The sequence below is a fragment of the Rhodococcus sp. JG-3 genome (assembly GCF_000482405.1).
Taxonomy (GTDB): Bacteria; Actinomycetota; Actinomycetes; order Mycobacteriales; family Mycobacteriaceae; genus Rhodococcoides; species Rhodococcoides fascians.
The window spans coordinates 740500-759218 of sequence record NZ_KI519398.1; the positions used below are offsets into that span (position 1 = coordinate 740500).

Sequence of the window (18719 nt, forward strand, 5' to 3'; positions counted from 1 at the left end):
TGAGTGCGTAGGTTCGCCGATGCCAACATCATCCGTCCAGCCCGGCCATTCGAGCGGCGATCGCGGCGGCATTGTCCGGTCGCTCCCGTTCGATCTCCAAGGAATCGACTATGAGCCCGTCCTCGAGAAAGATCGCTACGTCGGCGTAAGAAGCGGCAAGTGGGTCGTGGGTGACCATCAGAATGGTCTGCTCGTGATCGTCGACGAGCCTACGTATCAGCGACAGAACATCTTTCGACGCGCGGGAGTCCAATGCGCCGGTCGGTTCATCCGCAAAGAGGACGTCCGGCCGGGTAATGAGCGCGCGCGCCAATGCCACACGTTGCTGCTGACCACCAGACAATTCGGCAGGACGATGCGACGCGCGATCCTCGAGCCCCACTGACGTGAGCGCCGCCGTCACTTCACTCGCCGGGACACGATTGCCGGCGAATCGCATTGGTAGTTCGACGTTTTGTGCTGCAGTGAGTGAACCCACAAGATTGAACGTCTGAAATACGAAACCCAGACGGCGACGCCGTAATTCGGTCCGCGCCTTCTCGTTGAGCTGGGCGATGTCGGTGCCCGCAATCGTGACGGTGCCACTGGTCGGACGATCCAGACCTGCGGCGCAGTGCAGCAGCGTCGACTTACCCGAACCCGAGGGGCCCAAAATCGCAGTGAAACTACCCCGCCGAAAGTCCATCGAGACCCCGCCGAGAGCAGTGACTGCACGATGGCCCTCACCGTGCACCTTCCGAACATCGGCAAGCCGGACTGCAGGTATTTCGTGTCGAATCATGCAGTCATTGAATCTGTTTCGCCGTAGCGGCACAGTGCCGCACGCACCACACAATATTCGGGGGTCAGCCCTACCGATGGCGGCGTGCGCTGTGCCTACGATGGCCGGGCCTTCGATCCACGCCCGGGATTGTCGAGCACACCCCGTCGACGGGGTGTGGATCCCCCACGAAGGGCGACAATCCCAGCATCAGGCGCGTAGCTGGGGCATTCGAGGTGTTGTTGTCCACCGATCCGGACATCGAGGTGGTCGGACGAGTGTCCCGAGGCGACGAGGTGTGCGGTGCCGTATCTCGCCTGCGACCGGACCTGATCCTGATGGACATCGACATGCCCGGTATGACGGGCATCGCGGCCACGGCTGCCCTTCGAGCAATGAACGACCGCACCCCCGTCCTGCTGCTGACTGCCCTACCCGGCAGCGGGCATGTGCACGACGCTTTGGCCGCGGGAGCGAACGGGTATCTCCTCAAGAGCACGGACGCGGTGCACCTCTTCGCCGGTATCAAGGCGGTGTTCTCGAAACACACCGTCATCGATCCGGCCTTGGCTGCCGAAGCGTTGCGGGCGGGGCCGAATCCCTTGCGTGACCGCGAGCTCGACGTGTTGAGGCTCGTCGATCAAGGGTTGTCCACCAAGCAGATCGGCGAACGCTTGTTTCTCAGCCCCGGAACCGTGCGCAATTATCTCTCGAGCATCATTACCAAGTTGGACGCAAGCAGTCGTCTCGAAGCGATAAAGTCCGCACGTGAAAACGGGTGGTTGTAGATCAGCCTCCGTGCGCCTCGACGGCCACGGGCTGCCATTCGCGCCAGTTCGCCAGGCGTGATTCGTAGTCCGTCGTCGCGATCTGGAGCGGTGCTTCTCCGAAAAAGACTCGTAGCGGCGGCTTTTCGGCGTCGATCACCTTGAGTAGTGCCGACCGTGTTGCGCTCGGATCACCAGGAGTTGCCTGCCGCGCACTCCGCAGCTTCGCTGCCTTGTCCCGAATCGGGTCGTACGCGGCGATATCGGTGGACTTCTTCGCAGACGGGCCGGACCAGTCGGTGGAGAACCCACCCGGCTCGATCAGCGTCACGTGGATACCGAAGTCCTCGACCTCCTGCGCCAATGCCTGGCTGAATCCTTCGAGCGCCCACTTCGAGGCGTGGTACGCGCCGACATTCGGGAATGCTGAGATTCCGCCGATGGACGACACCTGCAAGATGTGGCCACTCCCCTGCTCACGCATGAACGGCAGCGCCGCCTGCGTAACCCATAGCGCTCCGAAGACGTTCGTCTCGATCTGCGCCCGAGCATCTTCCTCGGAGAGTTCCTCGATCATGCCGAACTGGCCGTAGCCGGCGTTGTTGATGACGATGTCGAGTGAACCGAACTTGTCGTAGGCCTGTTGGACTGCCGCGAAGTCGGCGGCGCGATCGTTCACGTCGAGTTCGATCGGCAGAATCGCATCGCCGTACTGTTCGACGAGATCTTTCAAGGTGTCTGTGTTGCGAGCAGTCGCTGCGACCCGATCGCCACGGTCGAGTGCCGCGATCGCCCACTCCCGCCCGAATCCCTTGGAGGTGCCGGTGATGAACCACGTCTTGGCTGTCATGAATCTCGTCCCTTCGCTACACGGGCAAAAGTAAGGACGACGTCCGCTGCAAACGCCTCTCGGCGAGTGGTCGCTCGAAGCGACAAATGGGGTGAGGCCCGGGGCTTGCCAAGCGAACGCCGTCGAAAGAGTCCAACGAGGCGCCGTCGCCGACTATTCCCCGCACGTCAGCTGTGTTCGGTGATCATCACCGCCATGGTGCTCGGCTCCAGCGCCTCGAAGATGTGCAGCGCGTCGCCGGGGTAGGCGACATAGTCGCCGGGTGCCAGCTCGACTGCCTCGCCCACTGGCCCCACCAGGGCTCGTCCGGCGCTGAGCACAACGTGCTCGACCACACCGGGCGAATGAGGGTCCGAACGCCTCGGCTCGCCGACGTCCGCGCTGACCAGATAGATGTCTCGTCGCGCGTTCGGTGGAGACGACGCCAGCAGCGTCGCGGAGTAGTCCGCCCGGTCCGACGCGAATCTCGGCCCCTCCCCTGCACGGATCAGTCGGACCGACTGCTTCGCCGGCTCGACCAGTCTGGAGAACGGCACCTCCAGGGTGACGCTGAGGGCCCACAGAGTTTCCAGACTCGGATTCCCCGTACCCGATTCCAGTTGCGACAGAGTCGATTTCGCAATTCCGGCGCGGCGCGCCACCTCAGCCAGCGAGAGGCCCACGCGTCGCCGCTCCTGCTGCAGAGCGGCAGCGATGGCTGCGATCGGTGGTCCGGCGTCCGCCATTCGTTCACTCCATCGGTACGTTCGTTTGATTTGACGAACAGCTTAACATCGTCCACTATAACGACCATGCGTTCGATATGGCGAACCCTGCAGGGGGTCAACATCCGCGACATCGCGTTGGTCTGTCTGGCCGACGCCTTGGTCGGGGCCTCGTTCGGTGCGATCTCCGTGGCCGCTGACCTGCCGTTGTGGCTACCGGTCGTGATGTCGCTGGTGGTGTTCGCGGGTTCCTCCCAGTTCATCTTCGTCGGCATCCTGGCCGTCGGCGGGAACCCCGCCGCCGCCGTGGCGAGCGCGTTGCTTGCCAATACTCGGCTGGTACCGCTCGGATTCTCCATAGGATCCGTTTTCGACAACGTCTCGCCACTGAAGCGACTGCTCGGCACCCACCTGATCACCGACGAAGCGGTCGCATTCAGCGTCGCCGAGAAGGACGAGGCGAGCCGTCGAACTGCGTTCTGGCTGTGCGGAATCGGACTGTTCGTCACCTGGAACATCGGCGTTGCGATCGGCACGGTGGGCGGAGGAGCGATCACCGACACTGCGGCGCTCGGACTCGACGCCGCATTCCCCGCAATCCTGCTCGGACTGATCATGCCTGCGCTCCGAGATCGGGGCACGCGCAATGCCGCACTCGTCGGAGCAGGGATCGCCCTGGCAGCGTCGATGTTCCTACCGAGCGGACTGCCGGTGCTCCTCTCGCTGATCGCCGTGGTCCCCGCACTGCTGTCGACCACGCCCGCCGCACGCAAGGAATCCGCATGAACCTCACGATTCCGCTGATCGCCATGGTCGTCGGCACCTTCGCTCTCCGCCTCATCGGCCCGGCCCTACGCTCGCGCATGACCATCTCGCCCCGCATCGACCGCGTCATGTCCACCTCGGTCGCCGTCGTGTTCGTGGCCCTCATCGCCACCTCCACCCTGCTCGTGGGCAAGGACTTCGCGGGCTTCGCGGCCCCCATCGGCGTGACCGTGGCCGGAATCCTCGCTTGGCGCAAAGCACCCTTCGTCGTCATCGTGATCGCCGCTGCCGCAACCACCGCTACTCTCCGCTGGTTCGGTGTCGCCTGACCGAACCGCGGCACCCCAAGTCCACTAGATGTGACATTAACCCCCGAAAAGTCCACCAAATGTCACATTGAGTGCATCGGATGGGGAACACGGGTGACAGCCATCGCCCCTTCGCGGACTACCGACTCGGCAACAAGCCCGTTGCCACCCGGGCCACCTCGCTTACCGACCTGAGCGCCCACTATTTCTCTGCATCCACGGGATCCCGCCTTTCGAGCCGAATTGTGGGCGCTGACATCAGTTGGCCGGCGCAGCTCGGACCGCCGGCCCCCACTGGACCCACCTGACCTCGTGCACCGCTCCCCGTTTACCGGCACCCCGGGTCCACTGGATGTGACATTGACCCCCGAAAAGTCCACTCGACGTCACATTGAGTACCCCCGGGCGGGGACAATGGAGAATGAACACAATGTCTCGATGTGGGGAGCAGCAATGACCGCGCTGGATGCAGTACGACGACGTTGGCCGAAGACGATGCCACTTCAGCCGCTTCCGTCGGAGTCGTGGGCCAAGCAGGAGCCGACGTGGAAGGGTGCGAATCCCCAGGTCATCGAGTCGGCGTTGAAGCGTGCGAAGACTCGGACGTCGGGTAATTGGTTCGTTTTCGCTGCGAGTCGTGACGTGAAGGCCGACAAGCCGTTCGGTCGCTATGTCGGTACCACCGAGTTGGTTGCGTGGCGGGATTCGGCGGGCAAGGTGCATATCGGTCCGGGTGCGTGTCCGCATCTCGGGGCGGCGCTCGATACCGCGAAGATCGAGTGCGACGCGTTGGTGTGCCGGTGGCATGGGCTGGCGTTGGGTCCGAAGGGTAAGGCTGGCTGGCGGCCGGTTCCTGCGTTCGACGACGGTGTTCTGGTGTGGGTCCGGCTCGACGAGCTGGGCGGCGAGGAGCCGACGCCGGTGCCGGTGGTACCGATCAGGCCCCCTGCGTCGACGTCCATTCCTGGTGTCGTCACGTTGATCGGGAAGTGCGAACCGGACGACATCATCGCCAATCGCCTCGATCCGTGGCACGGCGCATGGTTCCATCCGTACTCGTTCGCGAGGCTGAAAGTGGTCAGCGCGCCCACCGACATCGATGTGCCCGAGGAGGACGATCGCTTCCTGGTCGATGTCACGTTCCGCGTCAGTCGCGGCATCGGTGTTCCCGTTCGAGCCGAATTCGTCTGCCCCGGCCCACGCACCATCGTCATGCGCATCCTCGACGGTGAGGGGGCGGGAAGCGTTGTCGAGACTCACGCGACTCCCCTGGCTCCTGCGCCCGACGGCACCCCGCGGACGGCGGTCATCGAGGCGACGATCGCGAGCTCGGATCGACCCGGCTTCCAGATGGCGCGCAAGGTCTCGGGATTGCTGCGTCCGGCGATGAATTTCACCGCCGCACGTCTGTGGAAGGACGACCTCGATTACGCCGAACGTCGTTACGAACTGCGCTCGACGGGTCGCGCGTGATCTAACTTTCGACGAGTGCGGCGAGTTGGCCGATGACGGTTCCCCATCCGTCTTCGAAACCCAACTCCTCGTGCATCTTTCGGTCTTCTACGTTGCGGTGCATCACGTGCGCCCGGTACTCCGTCCCGTCGGGATGGTCGGCAAACGTGATCACCGCGGTCATGAACAGTTGTGGGGCAGGTCGCCAACCTTCGACGAGGGAGTTGGTGAACACGATGCGTTCCTGATGGTCGACGGCGAGGAAGCATCCGTCGATGTGCGGTTCGAAGTCTCCTCCGGGTTCACTCATCAGCGTTCGGAATGCGCCTCCGGGCTGCAAGTCCCACGCATCCACTCGGCACAGAGTAGGTGCGGGAATCCACCATTTCTCGAACTTCGACGGGTCGGCCCACGCATCCCACACCGTCTCGCGCGGAACCGCGATGATGCGGGAGATACTCAGGTCGAGTTCGGGATCGAAGGAAGTCATTGCTGCTCACTCTCTTTCGAGGATCGGGTGACGAACTGTTCGAGACGGTCGGTTCTGGATTCCCACACGGACCGTTGCTGTTCCAGCCACGTGGAGGCCGCATCCAGGTTGGTTCGCTCGATCGTGCATGCGCGTACACGTCCGGTCTTGTGGGTGCGAATCCATCCGCTGCGCTCGAGTACATGAATGTGTTTCATGAACGACGGCAGAGTCATGTCGAACGGTTCGGCCAGTTCCCCCACGGTCGCAGGCCCGGACCCCAGTCGGCCCAGTACTGCACGCCGCGTGGGATCGGCCAACGCCTGGAACACGTCGTCGAGCACCTCGAAATACTGAGCCATATGGCACAGTATCTCTGCAACAACACTTAGCGCAAGGGCACAGTATCGGCGATTCGGTGCGGACTCGCCGGAACCATCAGTCGTCGGCGAGGTCCTTGAAATACCGGGCGACAGGCCACCGCTCGAAACCGCTCTTCTCGTAGACCGACCGCGCCGGCGCATGACCGGGATCGTCACCGGTCTCGACCATCACCATGCGCATTCCGGCGGATCTCACTCGTGCGAAAGACCGATCGAGGAGTGCCCTTCCGACGCCGGCTCGCTGCTGAGTTGGGTCGACCACCAGGACGTACACCTCACCCATGTCGTCGTTCGGGTGCAGGCGGGTACAGACCCAGCCGACCGGCGTGTCACCGTCCACGGCCACGTCCACGCTTTCGGGTTCGTCGTCGACGACGGATGCGAGATCGTCGTACTGACGCGCCTGCCACCCCTGGGGATAGAAGCAGTCGTACACGAACGACGGGACCGCCTCCTGCACGAGCGGAAACACCGGTTCCCACGCGCGAAGCGACAGCGCGAGCAACTCGGCCCGATACCGGGGGACGTACGGCACGATGGTCACCATCGGACCGAGTGTAGGTTGCAGCATTCGAGCGAGGCGGCGGTTCGACCGTTACACCGACTGCTGCATGCCACCCCCATTGCGCCGCAGCACTATTGGGTGGAAAAAATTTCCGAAAAAGTGCCGAGAAGGTCTTGGCACTCGCTGCATTCGAGTGCTAATTTTTGTGTTGCACAGTTGAGGAGCGCCTCGCCACAGGGGCGAGCGCATCTGGGTACAGGAGGTGGTTGCTGTGCTTCGTTTCGATCCGTTCCGTGACGTCGATTCGCTCACCTCGGCATTGTTGGGTGCGTCTACCGGTTCGGACCGCGCACCGCGATTCATGCCCATGGATCTGTACAAGGTCGACGATCACTACGTACTCAGTGCCGACCTTCCCGGCGTCGACCCGGGATCCATCGACGTCGACGTCGATCGCGGCACATTGACGCTCACCGCGCAACGAACAGTGCCGGAAAGCTCCGGCGTGCAGTGGATTTCATCGGAACGGTTCGCCGGGACGTTCCGTCGACAGATCTCTCTGGGTGACGGCGTCGACACCGAGGGCATCTCGGCGTCGTACGACAACGGCGTCCTGTCGATCACCATTCCGCTTGCCGAGCGAGCGAAGCCGCGCAAGGTCGACATCGCTCGTGCCGAGCTGACCGGCGAGCAGAGATCCATCGAACACCAATCGACCTGATCCGTCACGCGCACAAGCACATCGAGCACTGTCGAACTACTCAGGGAGGGTGATGCATATGGAAACGGATACCGTGGTCTGGCCGGAATCTCCCGATCGTGACCAATGGTGGCGCACGGTTCTCGGGGTCGGGACCGGGATCCGGGAATGCGCCACGGCCGATCTACTGGATCAGCAGCGTGCAGAGCCGGTCGACGACGACCTCTACCCGCACGTACCGCGAGAGCCCGTCGCTGCGTGATCCGAACGACCGCAAGGCCGGCACCGACATTCGGTGCCGGCCTGCGTCATTGCCGCACCGAGCAACCAGTCAGAAGGCCAGAAGTCACAGGACCAACGAGTAGAACGTGCTCGACGGGTCCACGACGTAAACGCCGAACGGGGGCACTGCGATGAATCCGTGTCGCTCGTAGAGGCGTCGAGCTGCGGCGAAGTAGTCCTGGGTGCCCGTCTCGAGGCTGACGCGCTCGAATCCCAGCCGCCGCGCCTCCGTCAGAACGTGCTCGAGCAGTCCGGACGCCACCCCGCGGCCCCGCGCGAAACCCGAAGTGCGCATCGACTTCAGTTCACCGTGTTCAGGAGTGAGTGTCTTCAGCGCGGCAATGCCGAGCAGTGCCCCGGCCTCCCACGCCGTCCACACCCCCATGTCCGGCCCGCGCAGACCCGACAGATCCAGTGCGTGAACACTCTCTGCCGGGGACGTCGCGTGCATGTCCGCAAGGTGCTCGACGAGCAACGCACCGACCTCCGGCCGCGACAGATCGTCGACCTCGAGACGCATGCAACCTCCTGTCGTGAGTGGAAGTTCGACCCCTGCTACGAAGTACCACTCACCTGCGGCGAAGCCGCTCCAAAGCGTCGAACATCTTGAATCGTCCACTCGTGGGTACGGTTTCGATGTCGTGGCCGGTGACGCCCCAGCCCGCCAACAGGGTGTTCGCTGCCTGCAGTCCGGTGGTGGCGGCACGTTCCATGAGAGCCACGGGCAGATCGATCCGAATGCCGTCACCCGCAAGTACCAGCGAGGGCTCGGGGGTACGCACGGTGGGCCGCTCGGCGAATGCTCCGAGGCCGAACATCGGGCAGTCGTCTCGCCATTCGGATCGTTCCGCGATTACTTCTGCCGCAGCGGTTTCCGGGTAGATCTCGTGCATGCGGGCCATCAGCTGCGCGCGGGTGACCTCCTCGGATTCCTCGGCGGCGTAGGCATGCAGTTCGACGACCGAACCTCCGGTCCTCGCTGCCCACTCCGCGGCCTCGTCCTCGAACCGCTCGAGCACACTGATGTTGTCGATCGGAGGCATACCACCGGTGCCGATGAACGCGGGACGATCGGCATTCACCGCCTTGCTCAGCCACACGCGGTGGACCATGAAAGGCGGGGTGTTCTGCAGCGCGCCGATCTGCTTGCGCCACGCCGGCGTCCCGAGCTCGGGGGATTGCTCGAGCACCCGCTGCAATCCGGCGATGTCGGTAGCGAGGACCACCGCGTCGGCGTCGATGATTCCGCCGGCGTCGACGCGGAACTTGCGCAGGCCACCGCGGGTGATCTCGCCACACGGAGTGGACGTTCTGATCTCGACACCGAGACCGCTGAGGTACTCCCCCAACGGGTTCCACAGTGCCTGTGGGTAGGGATCGCGGGGGACGTCGAAGATCAGACCCTCGGAGGAGCCGAGGAAGTAGATGTGGAACATCATCGCCAGTTCGGCAGCCGACATCTCCTCCGGGTCGGCGAAGAAGCTGCGTGAGAACACCCCGAACGCCAGATGGCGTGCCGCTTCGGGAAAGTTGATGTTGCGCAGGAACTCCGCCGCGGGAGTGGTGTCGAGTTCGTCGAAGGTCTTCGGCACGCTCACCGTCATCAGTGGCAGGGCGGCGATTCCGTTGAGGTCGGTGAGGTCCTTCCACCGGAACGTCGGACTGCGCTTGACGAACGCGAATGCATTGAGCGGTGGCGTCTCGGGCAGACCCTTGAATCCGTCGATACGTCCGTCGCCGTCGATCAGCGGGTAGTCGTCGACCGGGCGTAGACGCGCCAGGTCTGGGTCGGTGCGGCGCAGCAGATTTCGCAGATTGTAGTACTGCCGGAAGAACGCGTGGAAGCCGCGGCTCATCGTCGCGGGCGAGCCGTCCTCCAGCGTCGTGTCCCAGCCGCCGACGCGGCCACCGAGGTAGCTTTCGCGTTCGACCAGATGAACCTTGACGCCGCGTTCGGCCAGCGCGGTCGCGGCGCTCAGTCCCGCGATGCCGCCGCCCACCACCACCACATGCGGGACGTCGGCCAGCTGGCCTGCATCCGAATATCCTTGCACCGCAACATGGGTGACCTTCTTGGAATCGGTCAACGCTCTTCCTTCGCGGGTCGAGAGCCCAGGAACGTGTGCACCACACCGTTCTGCCATCCGGTCATCGTCTCTCGGGCGACACCGCTGTAGCCCGCACGCTGCATCCGTCGCACGAACGCCGATGCGCCGTCGAACGTCACGACGCTGCGCCACAGATGCCGATACAATGTGGCGTCTCGCGTCGCGAGCCAGCCGAGCGGGATGATGATGCCCCAGCTCACGACGTTCCAGGAGATGCGAGCACGCAGTGAATCGTGCACCGAGTATTCGTGGAACGCGATCGTCGAACCCGGACGCAGCAGCGCCAGTAGCGATTTGAGTTCGGTGTCGGGGTCGTCGACGTTCCTGATCAGATATGCGGCCAGGATGGCGTCGAACGGTCCGTCGACCCCGTTCACGGCCAGATCCTCCACCCGCGAATGCACGAACGTGACGTTCGACGGCCAGTCCTTGCTCCGGGCGACCTCGAGCATCTCGGCGGACGCGTCGGCGGCGACGATCTCGGCGTGCGGTGCCGCTTCGAGCAGCGCTGCGGTGGACGCACCCGTACCGCAACCGATATCGAGCAGGCGCAGTCCGCTCCCGAGGTCGGGGATGCGGAGGCGCTGCGCGGACTTGACGAGGTGCTCGTGGTAGCCGGGGTTCGCTCCGACGAGTCGGTCGTACGCCTTGGCACCGACGTCGAATGCGCCGGGAACTTCGTTTCGCGGCAGACCGCGCTTACCGACCTTCACAGTGCCTCTTCCTTGCTCACGCGGGCAGCTGGCCCACCCTGGACCGACACGACATCTCCGTGCTGCAACTGCCGTCCGCGGCGGATGTCCACGTCCCCGTTGACGCTGACCAGGCCGTCGGCGATGATGCCCTTGGCTTCGGCACCGGATTCGATCAGGTTGGCGAGCTTGAGGAATTGGCCCAGCCGGATCGATTCGTCGCGGATGGGGACATCGTGTGCATCGGACATGTCTCCATCCTGTACTAGCGGGCCGCTCGCTGCTACCAACGAGTCACATCGCGGCGCGGAAGCGGCGCAATCGCAGGCTGTTGCTCACCACGAACGCCGAGGACAGCGCCATTGCAGCCCCGGCGAGCATCGGGTTGAGCATGCCCGCGGCCGCGAGGGGGATCGCTGCGACGTTGTAGGCGAACGCCCAGAACAGGTTGCCCTTGATGGTGCTCAGCGTGCGACGCGAGAGCCGGATCGCATCGCCGACGGCCCGTAGGTCGCCGCGGACCAACGTCAGGTCGCTCGCCTCGATCGCTACATCGGTTCCGGTTCCCATCGCGAGCCCCAGGTCGGCGGTGGCCAGCGCTGCCGCGTCGTTGATGCCGTCGCCGACCATCGCCACGACCTTGCCTGCGGCCTGCAGTTCACGAACGGCATCGGCCTTGCCCGACGGCAGCACACCGGCAACGACCTGCTCGATGCCTACCTCCGCGGCGATCGTTCGGGCGGCGGCCTCGTTGTCGCCGGTGAGCATGACCGGCGTCAGGCCCAGCTCGCGCAGTTCTGCGACGGCCTGCTTCGACGTCGGCTTGACCGAGTCGGAGACCACCAGAGCCCCGCGGGCCTTCCCGTCCCACCCGATCGCGACGGCGGTGCGTCCCTGGCGTTCGGCGTCGTCGAAGGCGTCGGCCAGTTCCGGTGGCAGAGGCATCGACCAGTCGGCCAGCAGGCTGCGACGGCCGATGACCGCGGCGCGACCCTCGACGACGCCCTGGACACCGAGACCCTCGAGGCTGGCGAACTCCTCGACAGCCGTGGACTGGGTCGAACCTGCGATGGCCCGGGCGATGGGATGCTCCGAACCCGATTCCAACGCTGCCGCCACGGCACGGACCACGTCCTCGTCCTCACCGTCGGCCACGTGCACCGAGTGCAGTGTCATTTCACCGGTGGTCACGGTGCCGGTCTTGTCCAGCACGACGGTATCGATGCGGCGGGTCGATTCGAGCATTTCGGGGCCTTTGATCAGAATCCCCAGCTGCGCCGCCCGTCCGGTGCCGACCATCAGTGCTGTGGGGGTGGCGAGCCCGAGTGCGCAAGGGCACGCGATGATCAGGACGGCGACCGCCGCCGTGAAGGCAGCGGCCACCGAATTTCCGGTGCCGAGCCAGAATCCGAGCGTTGCCACCGAGATGGCGATGACGATCGGCACGAAGATTCCCGAGATACGATCGGCCAGACGCTGGGCCTGAGCCTTGCCGGTCTGCGCATCTTCCACCACCTTCGCCATCTGCGCGAGCTGGGTGTCTGCACCGACTCTGCTGGCGCGCACGGTGATTCGACCACCGACGTTCACCGTGGCTCCGGTCACCGCGTCGCCGGCCCCGACCTCCACCGGCACCGACTCGCCCGTCAGCATCGACCGATCGACGGCCGAGGATCCACTCTCGACGGTTCCGTCCGTGGCAATCTTCTCACCCGGACGAACGACGAACAGATCGCCGACGGCGAGCTGATCGATCGGAATCTGCTGTTCCTCATCGCCTTTCAGCACAGCGACGGTCTTGGCACCGAGGTCCATCAGTGCGCGCAACGCCGCACCGGCCTGCCTCTTGGACCTGCTCTCGAACCACCGGCCGGCCAGGATGAAGGTGGTGACGCCCGCAGCCGCCTCGAGATAGATATTGCTCGCCCCGTCCATCCGCGCGATCGTGAACTCGAACGGATGCGTCATGCCGGGCTCACCGGCCGTACCGAAGAACAGCGCATACAGCGACCAGCCCAGTGCAGCAAGGGTTCCCATGCTCACGAGGGTGTCCATCGTCGACGTACCGTGCTTCAGGTTGGTCCACGCGGCCCGGTGGAACGGCAGCGCTCCCCAGATGACGACCGGCGCGGCGAGAGTCAACGACAGCCACTGCCAGTTGGTGAACTGAAAGGCCGGAATCATGGCCATCGCGATGACCGGCACGCTGAGCACCGCCGAAACGATCAGACGCTGCTTCAACGGATCGACCGGTGTGTCGGCGTCGACCGGCTCGGCCACCGGAAGGCTCGCGGTGTACCCGGCAGCTTCGACGGCGGCGATCAGGTCTTCGGTAGCAACACCGTCACTGGTGACGCGCGCCTTCTCGGTGGCGTAGTTGACCGTCGCCGATACCCCGTCGAGCTTGTTGAGCCTGCGCTCGATGCGGTTGGCGCACGACGCACAGGTCATGCCGCCCAGAATCAGTTCGGTTTCCGTACTCATCCCTGATTCCCTTCTGCCTCGATGACGAATGTGGCCGTGCGGACGACCCCCTGATGCTGGAAGTCCGGATAGAGCGCAGATGTTCCGTCGTGCGACTCGTGGTCGGAATGCGTCGGTTCGCTGGGCGACGCGTCGGGTCCGATCGCATGGCCGACGAACAGGGCGAGAAAGAAGACAAGGGCTATGCCGACGACGAATCCGACGAGCTTGGTCGGGGTGCCGAGTTCCTGTCGTGTGGAGTTCACATCCCTACCCTACCCCCCCAGGGTATCTAGTGGGTAGTGCCGATCGCCTTCTTGAAGCCGACGTGTGAGGCAGTGAAGCCCAGACGGGTGTAGAACCGGTGGGCATCCACTCGACGCGAGTCGGACGTCAGCTGCACCAGAGCGCACCCTCGCCGCGTGGCCTCCTCGATCGCCCACTCGATCAACGCGCCACCGAGCCCGCGGCTGCGCCAGGTAGCGGCCACCCGTACGGCTTCGATCTGAGCGCGCAACGCACCACCTCGCGCCAGTCCCGGAATGACCGTCGACTGCAGAGTTCCTACCACCTCGCCACCGTGCACGACGACGACCAGCACGTTCCGTGGATCGGAGGAAATGTCCTCGAAAGCGGTGCGATATCCGTCCATGTTCTCGACGGATTCGCGCGTCGCGCCCAACTGGTCGTCCGCCAGCAGCGCCACGATCGACTCGAGGTCCGACGCCACCGCCTCACGCACGACGCAGGTCGATCCATCGGTCAGAGCTAATTCCATCGGTGTCATTCGGGCGTGAAAAGTCATGTCCACGACGGTAAACGAAGCGTTTTGTAACGCGAACCATCCGAGCGACGAAATGCCGGGTAACCCACTGGCAATTGCAGTCGGGATCGGTTCGGGCGTGGATGATGGGGATCGAAAACATGAATGGTGGCAAGTCGAAGCGTGTGCGCATCGCGCTCAGCGCGTTTGCGATCGGCGCACTCGGTGCCGGAGTGCTGGTGGCAGCACCCTGGTCTGCGTCGGAAACGAGTGTCGAGGCCTCCGTCGAGCTGGTCTCGACATCGACCTGCTACGACATGGTGAGCATCGCCATCGGCGGACGCGGCGACACCCCACGCGAGGGCGTCAAGTGGCTGACCAAGCCCGACGGCACCCGCCTCCCCGCAGCGATGTCCGGTGACTACTCGAGCGACTGGATCGACCAGGCCGTGCGAGCTCCGAACAACGGCAACGTGGTTCCCGACTCCTACGCCGCGGTCTACGTCGAGTACCCGGCCGACCTGGCGAGCTACGAGAACGCCGTGCAGACGGGCGTCACCAACTCGCAGACCATCATGAAGGAAATCTCCGCGTCCTGCCCCAAGACTCGCTTCGCCATCGTCGGCTACAGCGAAGGCGCAGACGTTGCTCGCCGCACCGCCATGGAAATCGGCAATCAGGCCGTTCCCGAGGACGGCAAGTACGGCATCATCGACCCCTCGCAGGTCGTCGGCGTCGTCATCTTCGCCGACGCGGGACGCGTCGCAGGAGAGGGACCGTTCCCCGGTGCCGAGAACCCGTTCAGTAACCCGGACGGTTTCGACACCAAGTACCAGAACGGCAACAACGCCATCCCCGGACAGGGTGCATTGCCGGGAACGTCGGGCGGCTTCGGCGCACTCGACGGGCGCGTCGCGTCCTTCTGCTCCGACGGTGACCTGACCTGCGCACTGCCCGCCAACACGTCGCTGATCCACCTGGCCGCCAACGTCGGTCGACAGGTCAACGCCGATGCGCTGCAGAACGAGAACCTCACCCCGGCCACCGGAGCCGACCTGGCTCTGGCACTGGGACGCATCGCAGTCAACGCCTTCAACGACATTGCGTCGCAGCCCAATTGGATGCAGAGCGACGAGACCTTCCTCGACGTACTGATCAAGGTGTCCGAGCCCAACTACAAGCCCGGCACCGCAACGACCCCCGTCTCGGCCAAGGTCGACGGTGAAGAGCCGATCGAGACCGGCCAGATGGTCGACATGGTGTACCTGCCGCAGAAGATCTTCAAGGAGATCACCGGGTTCATCTCGTCCAACCAGAACACGATCCCGGTCATCATGAACGATCCCTACGGCCTGACCCTCGGGCCCGGCTCGGGACACCACTTCGACTACTGGCGCGACGCCGACGCCGCCAACGGCAAGCCACTGACCTCGGTCCAGTACGCCGCAGCCTGGCTGACCCAGCTGGCCGAGCAGGCCAACCGGGGCGAGCCGGTGAAGACCAAGGAAGTACAGGAGAAGGCAGGCCGCGCAGCAATCCAGGCCATCGCCGCCACACCCGAGACCACCACCTCGGCAACGGCAACTCCGACGGCAACGACGCCGGCACCGGTCACCACCAGCCCCGCTGCGCCGGCCGCCCCCGTTGCGCCTGCTCCCGCCCCCGCGGCCGAGGTGCCGGCACCCGCACCGGCACCGGCTCCCGCTGCCGAGCCTGCAGAACCGGCCTGCACGACTCCGGTCGAGGGTGAGCCACCCGTCGAGGGCGCACCGCCGGTATGCGTCACCGCGCCCGCCACGGAAACGCCGGTCACCCCCGAGGCCGCAGCTCCGACGACGACTGTCGCACCGACCCCGTAGGTGTGTGGAAACTCGTAGCCCACTACGAGTTTCCACGCACGACGGGTGAGCGACGCGCCAGCAGAACAGCGGCACCCGTCACCACAGCAAGAACCACGAGCCCGGCCACCGACAGCACCAGGTGGTCGGGCTCGCTTGTGCGTGAGATGACCGATTCATCCATGGAAAACGACGGTGTGTAGCCGGCGGACACCACGGTCACGGGCAGGGCCATGACGAACACCGCCGGCAGTGAGATCACCAGAGATCCGGGCGAGGTCGCCAGTGCGGAGACCAGAACATAGGCCGCAACGAGCGGCAGAGCGAACTGCGAGACGATCGGAATGTCGACGTAGTTCTCCGTCAGGCTCGTAGCAGCGATGACGAACAGGCCGCCCAGCCCGATGTACAGCTGCGGCCACCGGTAACCGATCCCGGCTCCCACTACCAACAGTGCTGCGCTCGCGCACAACCGAACGGCATCTCCCGCGGCGAAGCCGGAGGTGCCCAGGGCCGTCGCCGACACTGCGAACAGCACCAGCAGCAGGCATCCGTCGCGCCCAGGAAGTAGGAACGAGGCCAGCAGCGCGGCAGCCGTCATACCGACGAGAGCCCCGAGCCACTCGACGCTCCGCGTATCGGCATCTGCCGCAATCCAGCTCAGGACGCTTGCCACGACGGGCAGCGACAGGCCGACGAGCAGAATCCGCGGGGTCTCGGGTGGCTGCACCACCTCGTGGCGGCGTGCCAGGAACAACGTGACTGCCGCGGCCACTGCAGCGATCACCATGACGATCGCGCGCTCGGGCGCCACATCGTCCTCGGCACCGACCACATCCCAGACGAAGACGGGACCGTCGTTCGCCTGCATCAGCGCATCGAGCCAATAACCCAGCAGCCCGGCGCCCACAACCGAGACACCCAGGGCGGCCTGTGCACCACGGTGGTGTCCCGACAAGACCGCGGCCGCACCCAGCAGCACACCGGTGCCCACTGCAGCGGCCCAGTGCCCGAGTATGCCGGGCACCATTCCGACGGTCTGGAACACCACGACGAGCAGCGCTGCCATCGCCACGATGGTCGCAGTTGGCGCACTGACCCGGGCCACGGCGACCGCCGTCCCACAGGCAGCGACGGCAACGACTGTGAGCCCGTTGACAATCGACCAGAACGACCCGAATTCCGCAGTGCTGTTCACCAGCGACTCGACGGGGCCGATGTCACTGATGGCATAGCCGAGAACGAAACCGGCCAAGAGCATCGACAGTACTTTCATACTGCCGATCATGCCGTCAGCCGAATTTCACTCCCTGCGCCAGGGGCAGTTCGTTGGAATAGTTGACCGTGTTCGTCGCCCGGCGCATGTAGGCCTTCCATGCGTCCGAACCTGATTCGCGTCCGCCACCGGTTTCCTTCTCGCCGCCGAAAGCACCGCCGATCTCGGCACCGGAGGGACCGATGTTGACGTTCGCGATGCCGCAGTCCGATCCCGCAGCCGACAGAAAGCGTTCCGCTTCACGCAGGTCGGTAGTGAAGATCGACGACGAAAGTCCCTGCGGCACATTGTTGTGCAGGGCGATGGCCTCGTCGAGGGTGTCGTAGGTGAGCACGTACAGGATGGGCGCGAACGTTTCGTGCTTGACGATGTCGGTCTGGGCGGGCATCGTCACGATCGCGGGCTGCACGTAGTACGAATACTCGTCGACGACATTCACGCGCTCACCGCCGACCACCACCGTTCCGCCGTCGGACTTGGCGGCCTCGAGCGCCTTCTGATAGCCGGCGAACGCGCCCGCGTCGATGAGCGGACCCACCAAAGTGTCGCTCTCCAAGGGAGATCCGATGGACAGCGTCTCGTACGCCGCGGCCAACTTGGCCACCAGTTCGTCCGCAACCGAGAAATGCGCGATGACGCGTCGGAGCGAGGTGCACCGCTGACCGGCCGTACCCGCAGCCGAGAACACCAGCCCGCGCGTCGTGAGATCGAGGTCTGCCGACGGCGTCACGATCGCCGCGTTGTTGCCGCCGAGTTCGAGCAGCACGCGCCCGAATCGCTGCGCAACCCGCGGCGCAACAGCCTTGCCCATCCTGGTCGAACCGGTTGCCGACACCAGAGCAACACGCGAATCATCCACCAGCGCTTCACCGGACGCTCGGTCCCCGATCACCAACTGAGCGATCTTGGGATCGACACCTGCAGCGGCAGCAGCACGCTCGAACAGAGCCTGCACGCCGACGGCAGTCAGCGGGGTCTTCTCCGACGGCTTCCAGATGACGGTGTCGCCCGCCACCAACGCCAACGCCGTGTTCCAACTCCACACCGCGACAGGGAAATTGAACGCCGTGATGACGCCGACGACACCGAGCGGATGCCACTGCTCCATCATGCGATGCCCGGGGCGTTCGGTGGCAATGGTGTTGCCGTACAGCTGACGTGACAGGCCGACGGCGAAGTCGCAGATGTCGATCATCTCCTGCACTTCCCCGAGCCCCTCGGAGACGATCTTTCCGGCCTCGATGGAGACCAGGGCGCCGAGGTCCTCCTTGTGCGTACGCAGCAGTTCCCCGAGTTCTCGGATCACCTGACCCCGCGCCGGTGCCGGCACCTGCGACCACGAGACGAACGCCGCAGCTGCGTCCGCGATGACACCGTCGACGTCTGCGGCAGAGGTCGATGCCAGCGACGCCAGATTTCCGCCGGTGATCGGCGATCTCGCGGTGATCGCGTCGGGACCGGCCGGCACGTCGAGCGCGATCGTCGCACCCAGCCGGTCGAGAATGGCGCGCGTACGCACACTCAGCTCGTCGTGGGTGATGGATGCAGACATGCGCGTACACCTTCCGTGGAGAGAATCGAACCGTCGGAGATAAGCCTACCGACGGGGGTCACAACCGTATTATTTCCTGTCT

General features: G+C 64.7%; 22 protein-coding genes. 7 read left to right on the forward strand and 15 right to left on the reverse strand.

The window, feature by feature from the left end:
• Positions 1 to 28: 28 nt before the first annotated feature.
• Entirely contained in the window at positions 29 to 781 is a 753-nt protein-coding gene (locus tag K414_RS0104790) for an ABC transporter ATP-binding protein (protein ID WP_027494910.1), read from the reverse strand.
• Between the two features lie 215 nt (positions 782 to 996).
• On the opposite strand from K414_RS0104790, the gene K414_RS0104795 reads away from it, so the two are divergent.
• Entirely contained in the window at positions 997 to 1548 is a 552-nt protein-coding gene (locus K414_RS0104795; protein ID WP_237606133.1) for a response regulator transcription factor, read from the forward strand.
• Position 1549: 1 nt separating this feature from the next.
• Here K414_RS0104795 and K414_RS0104800 read toward each other — a convergent pair whose 3' ends face one another.
• Both K414_RS0104800 and K414_RS0104805 read right to left on the reverse strand, forming a co-directional pair.
• The gene (locus tag K414_RS0104800; RefSeq protein ID WP_027494912.1) at positions 1550 to 2377 is read right to left on the reverse strand and encodes an SDR family oxidoreductase; all 828 of its coding nucleotides are present in this window, start codon (positions 2375 to 2377) and stop codon (positions 1550 to 1552) included.
• 167 nt (positions 2378 to 2544) lie between these two features.
• Positions 2545 to 3102 (reverse strand): XRE family transcriptional regulator, encoded by a 558-nt coding sequence (locus K414_RS0104805; RefSeq protein WP_027494913.1) that lies wholly within the window; start codon positions 3100 to 3102, stop codon positions 2545 to 2547.
• Positions 3103 to 3168: 66 nt separating this feature from the next.
• Here K414_RS0104805 and K414_RS0104810 point away from each other — a divergent pair, with 66 nt between their 5' ends.
• The 3 genes from K414_RS0104810 (at position 3169) to K414_RS0104820 (ending at position 5627) form a co-directional block, all read left to right on the forward strand.
• Positions 3169 to 3867 carry an AzlC family ABC transporter permease gene (locus tag K414_RS0104810; protein ID WP_027494914.1) on the forward strand — a complete coding sequence of 233 codons (699 nt, stop codon included), beginning with the start codon at positions 3169 to 3171 and terminating at the stop codon, positions 3865 to 3867.
• The gene (locus tag K414_RS0104815) at positions 3864 to 4175 is read left to right on the forward strand and encodes an AzlD domain-containing protein (protein WP_027494915.1); all 312 of its coding nucleotides are present in this window, start codon (positions 3864 to 3866) and stop codon (positions 4173 to 4175) included. Before K414_RS0104810 ends, K414_RS0104815 begins: the two co-directional genes overlap by 4 nt.
• 432 nt (positions 4176 to 4607) lie before the next feature.
• Positions 4608 to 5627, forward strand: a complete 1020-nt coding sequence (locus K414_RS0104820; protein WP_027494916.1) for a DUF5914 domain-containing protein — start codon at positions 4608 to 4610, stop codon at positions 5625 to 5627.
• A gap of 1 nt (position 5628) precedes the next feature.
• On the opposite strand, the gene K414_RS0104825 is transcribed toward K414_RS0104820, so the two are convergent.
• The 3 genes from K414_RS0104825 to K414_RS0104835 form a co-directional block, all read right to left on the reverse strand.
• Entirely contained in the window at positions 5629 to 6096 is a 468-nt protein-coding gene (locus K414_RS0104825; protein ID WP_027494917.1) for an SRPBCC family protein, read from the reverse strand.
• Positions 6093 to 6437: a metalloregulator ArsR/SmtB family transcription factor gene (locus K414_RS0104830; protein WP_027494918.1), complete on the reverse strand. Its 345-nt coding sequence runs from the start codon at positions 6435 to 6437 to the stop codon at positions 6093 to 6095. The genes K414_RS0104825 and K414_RS0104830 overlap by 4 nt, the downstream gene beginning before the upstream one ends.
• Before the next feature lie 76 nt (positions 6438 to 6513).
• Positions 6514 to 7005 carry a GNAT family N-acetyltransferase gene (locus K414_RS0104835; RefSeq protein ID WP_027494919.1) on the reverse strand — a complete coding sequence of 164 codons (492 nt, stop codon included), beginning with the start codon at positions 7003 to 7005 and terminating at the stop codon, positions 6514 to 6516.
• A gap of 229 nt (positions 7006 to 7234) precedes the next feature.
• Here K414_RS0104835 and K414_RS0104840 point away from each other — a divergent pair, with 229 nt between their 5' ends.
• Both K414_RS0104840 and K414_RS0104845 read left to right on the forward strand, forming a co-directional pair.
• On the forward strand, positions 7235 to 7684 hold the full coding sequence (locus K414_RS0104840; RefSeq protein WP_027494920.1) for an Hsp20/alpha crystallin family protein: 450 nt from the start codon (positions 7235 to 7237) through the stop codon (positions 7682 to 7684).
• Positions 7685 to 7742: 58 nt separating this feature from the next.
• A complete protein-coding gene (locus K414_RS0104845; RefSeq protein ID WP_027494921.1) occupies positions 7743 to 7925 on the forward strand; it encodes a hypothetical protein in 183 nt (60 codons plus the stop codon).
• 84 nt (positions 7926 to 8009) lie between these two features.
• On the opposite strand, the gene K414_RS0104850 is transcribed toward K414_RS0104845, so the two are convergent.
• From K414_RS0104850 to K414_RS0104880, 7 genes are read right to left on the reverse strand one after another with little or no spacing between them, the layout of a single operon-like run.
• Positions 8010 to 8465, reverse strand: coding sequence for a GNAT family N-acetyltransferase (locus K414_RS0104850; RefSeq protein ID WP_027494922.1), 456 nt, complete (start codon positions 8463 to 8465; stop codon positions 8010 to 8012).
• Between the two features lie 49 nt (positions 8466 to 8514).
• On the reverse strand, positions 8515 to 10032 hold the full coding sequence (locus tag K414_RS0104855; protein ID WP_027494923.1) for an NAD(P)/FAD-dependent oxidoreductase: 1518 nt from the start codon (positions 10030 to 10032) through the stop codon (positions 8515 to 8517).
• Positions 10029 to 10766: a class I SAM-dependent methyltransferase gene (locus K414_RS0104860; RefSeq protein WP_027494924.1), complete on the reverse strand. Its 738-nt coding sequence runs from the start codon at positions 10764 to 10766 to the stop codon at positions 10029 to 10031. The genes K414_RS0104855 and K414_RS0104860 overlap by 4 nt, the downstream gene beginning before the upstream one ends.
• Positions 10763 to 10996 (reverse strand): RNA-binding S4 domain-containing protein, encoded by a 234-nt coding sequence (locus K414_RS0104865; protein ID WP_027494925.1) that lies wholly within the window; start codon positions 10994 to 10996, stop codon positions 10763 to 10765. The genes K414_RS0104860 and K414_RS0104865 overlap by 4 nt, the downstream gene beginning before the upstream one ends.
• Positions 10997 to 11039: 43 nt before the next feature.
• Entirely contained in the window at positions 11040 to 13229 is a 2190-nt protein-coding gene (locus K414_RS0104870) for a heavy metal translocating P-type ATPase (protein ID WP_027494926.1), read from the reverse strand.
• Complete coding sequence (locus tag K414_RS29275) at positions 13226 to 13474, reverse strand: hypothetical protein (RefSeq protein WP_032389480.1); 249 nt, start codon at positions 13472 to 13474, stop codon at positions 13226 to 13228. The genes K414_RS0104870 and K414_RS29275 overlap by 4 nt, the downstream gene beginning before the upstream one ends.
• Positions 13475 to 13500: 26 nt before the next feature.
• The gene (locus K414_RS0104880; RefSeq protein WP_237606134.1) at positions 13501 to 14013 is read right to left on the reverse strand and encodes a GNAT family N-acetyltransferase; all 513 of its coding nucleotides are present in this window, start codon (positions 14011 to 14013) and stop codon (positions 13501 to 13503) included.
• 119 nt (positions 14014 to 14132) lie between these two features.
• Between K414_RS0104880 and K414_RS26075 the strand changes: the two genes are divergently transcribed.
• Entirely contained in the window at positions 14133 to 15830 is a 1698-nt protein-coding gene (locus tag K414_RS26075) for a cutinase family protein (RefSeq protein ID WP_037219760.1), read from the forward strand.
• Positions 15831 to 15852: 22 nt separating this feature from the next.
• Here the strand turns inward: K414_RS26075 and K414_RS0104890 are convergent, their stop codons facing one another.
• Both K414_RS0104890 and K414_RS0104895 read right to left on the reverse strand, forming a co-directional pair.
• The gene (locus K414_RS0104890; protein WP_152530362.1) at positions 15853 to 17085 is read right to left on the reverse strand and encodes a hypothetical protein; all 1233 of its coding nucleotides are present in this window, start codon (positions 17083 to 17085) and stop codon (positions 15853 to 15855) included.
• 16 nt (positions 17086 to 17101) lie between these two features.
• A complete protein-coding gene (locus K414_RS0104895) occupies positions 17102 to 18637 on the reverse strand; it encodes an aldehyde dehydrogenase family protein (protein WP_027494929.1) in 1536 nt (511 codons plus the stop codon).
• Positions 18638 to 18719 lie beyond the last annotated feature (82 nt).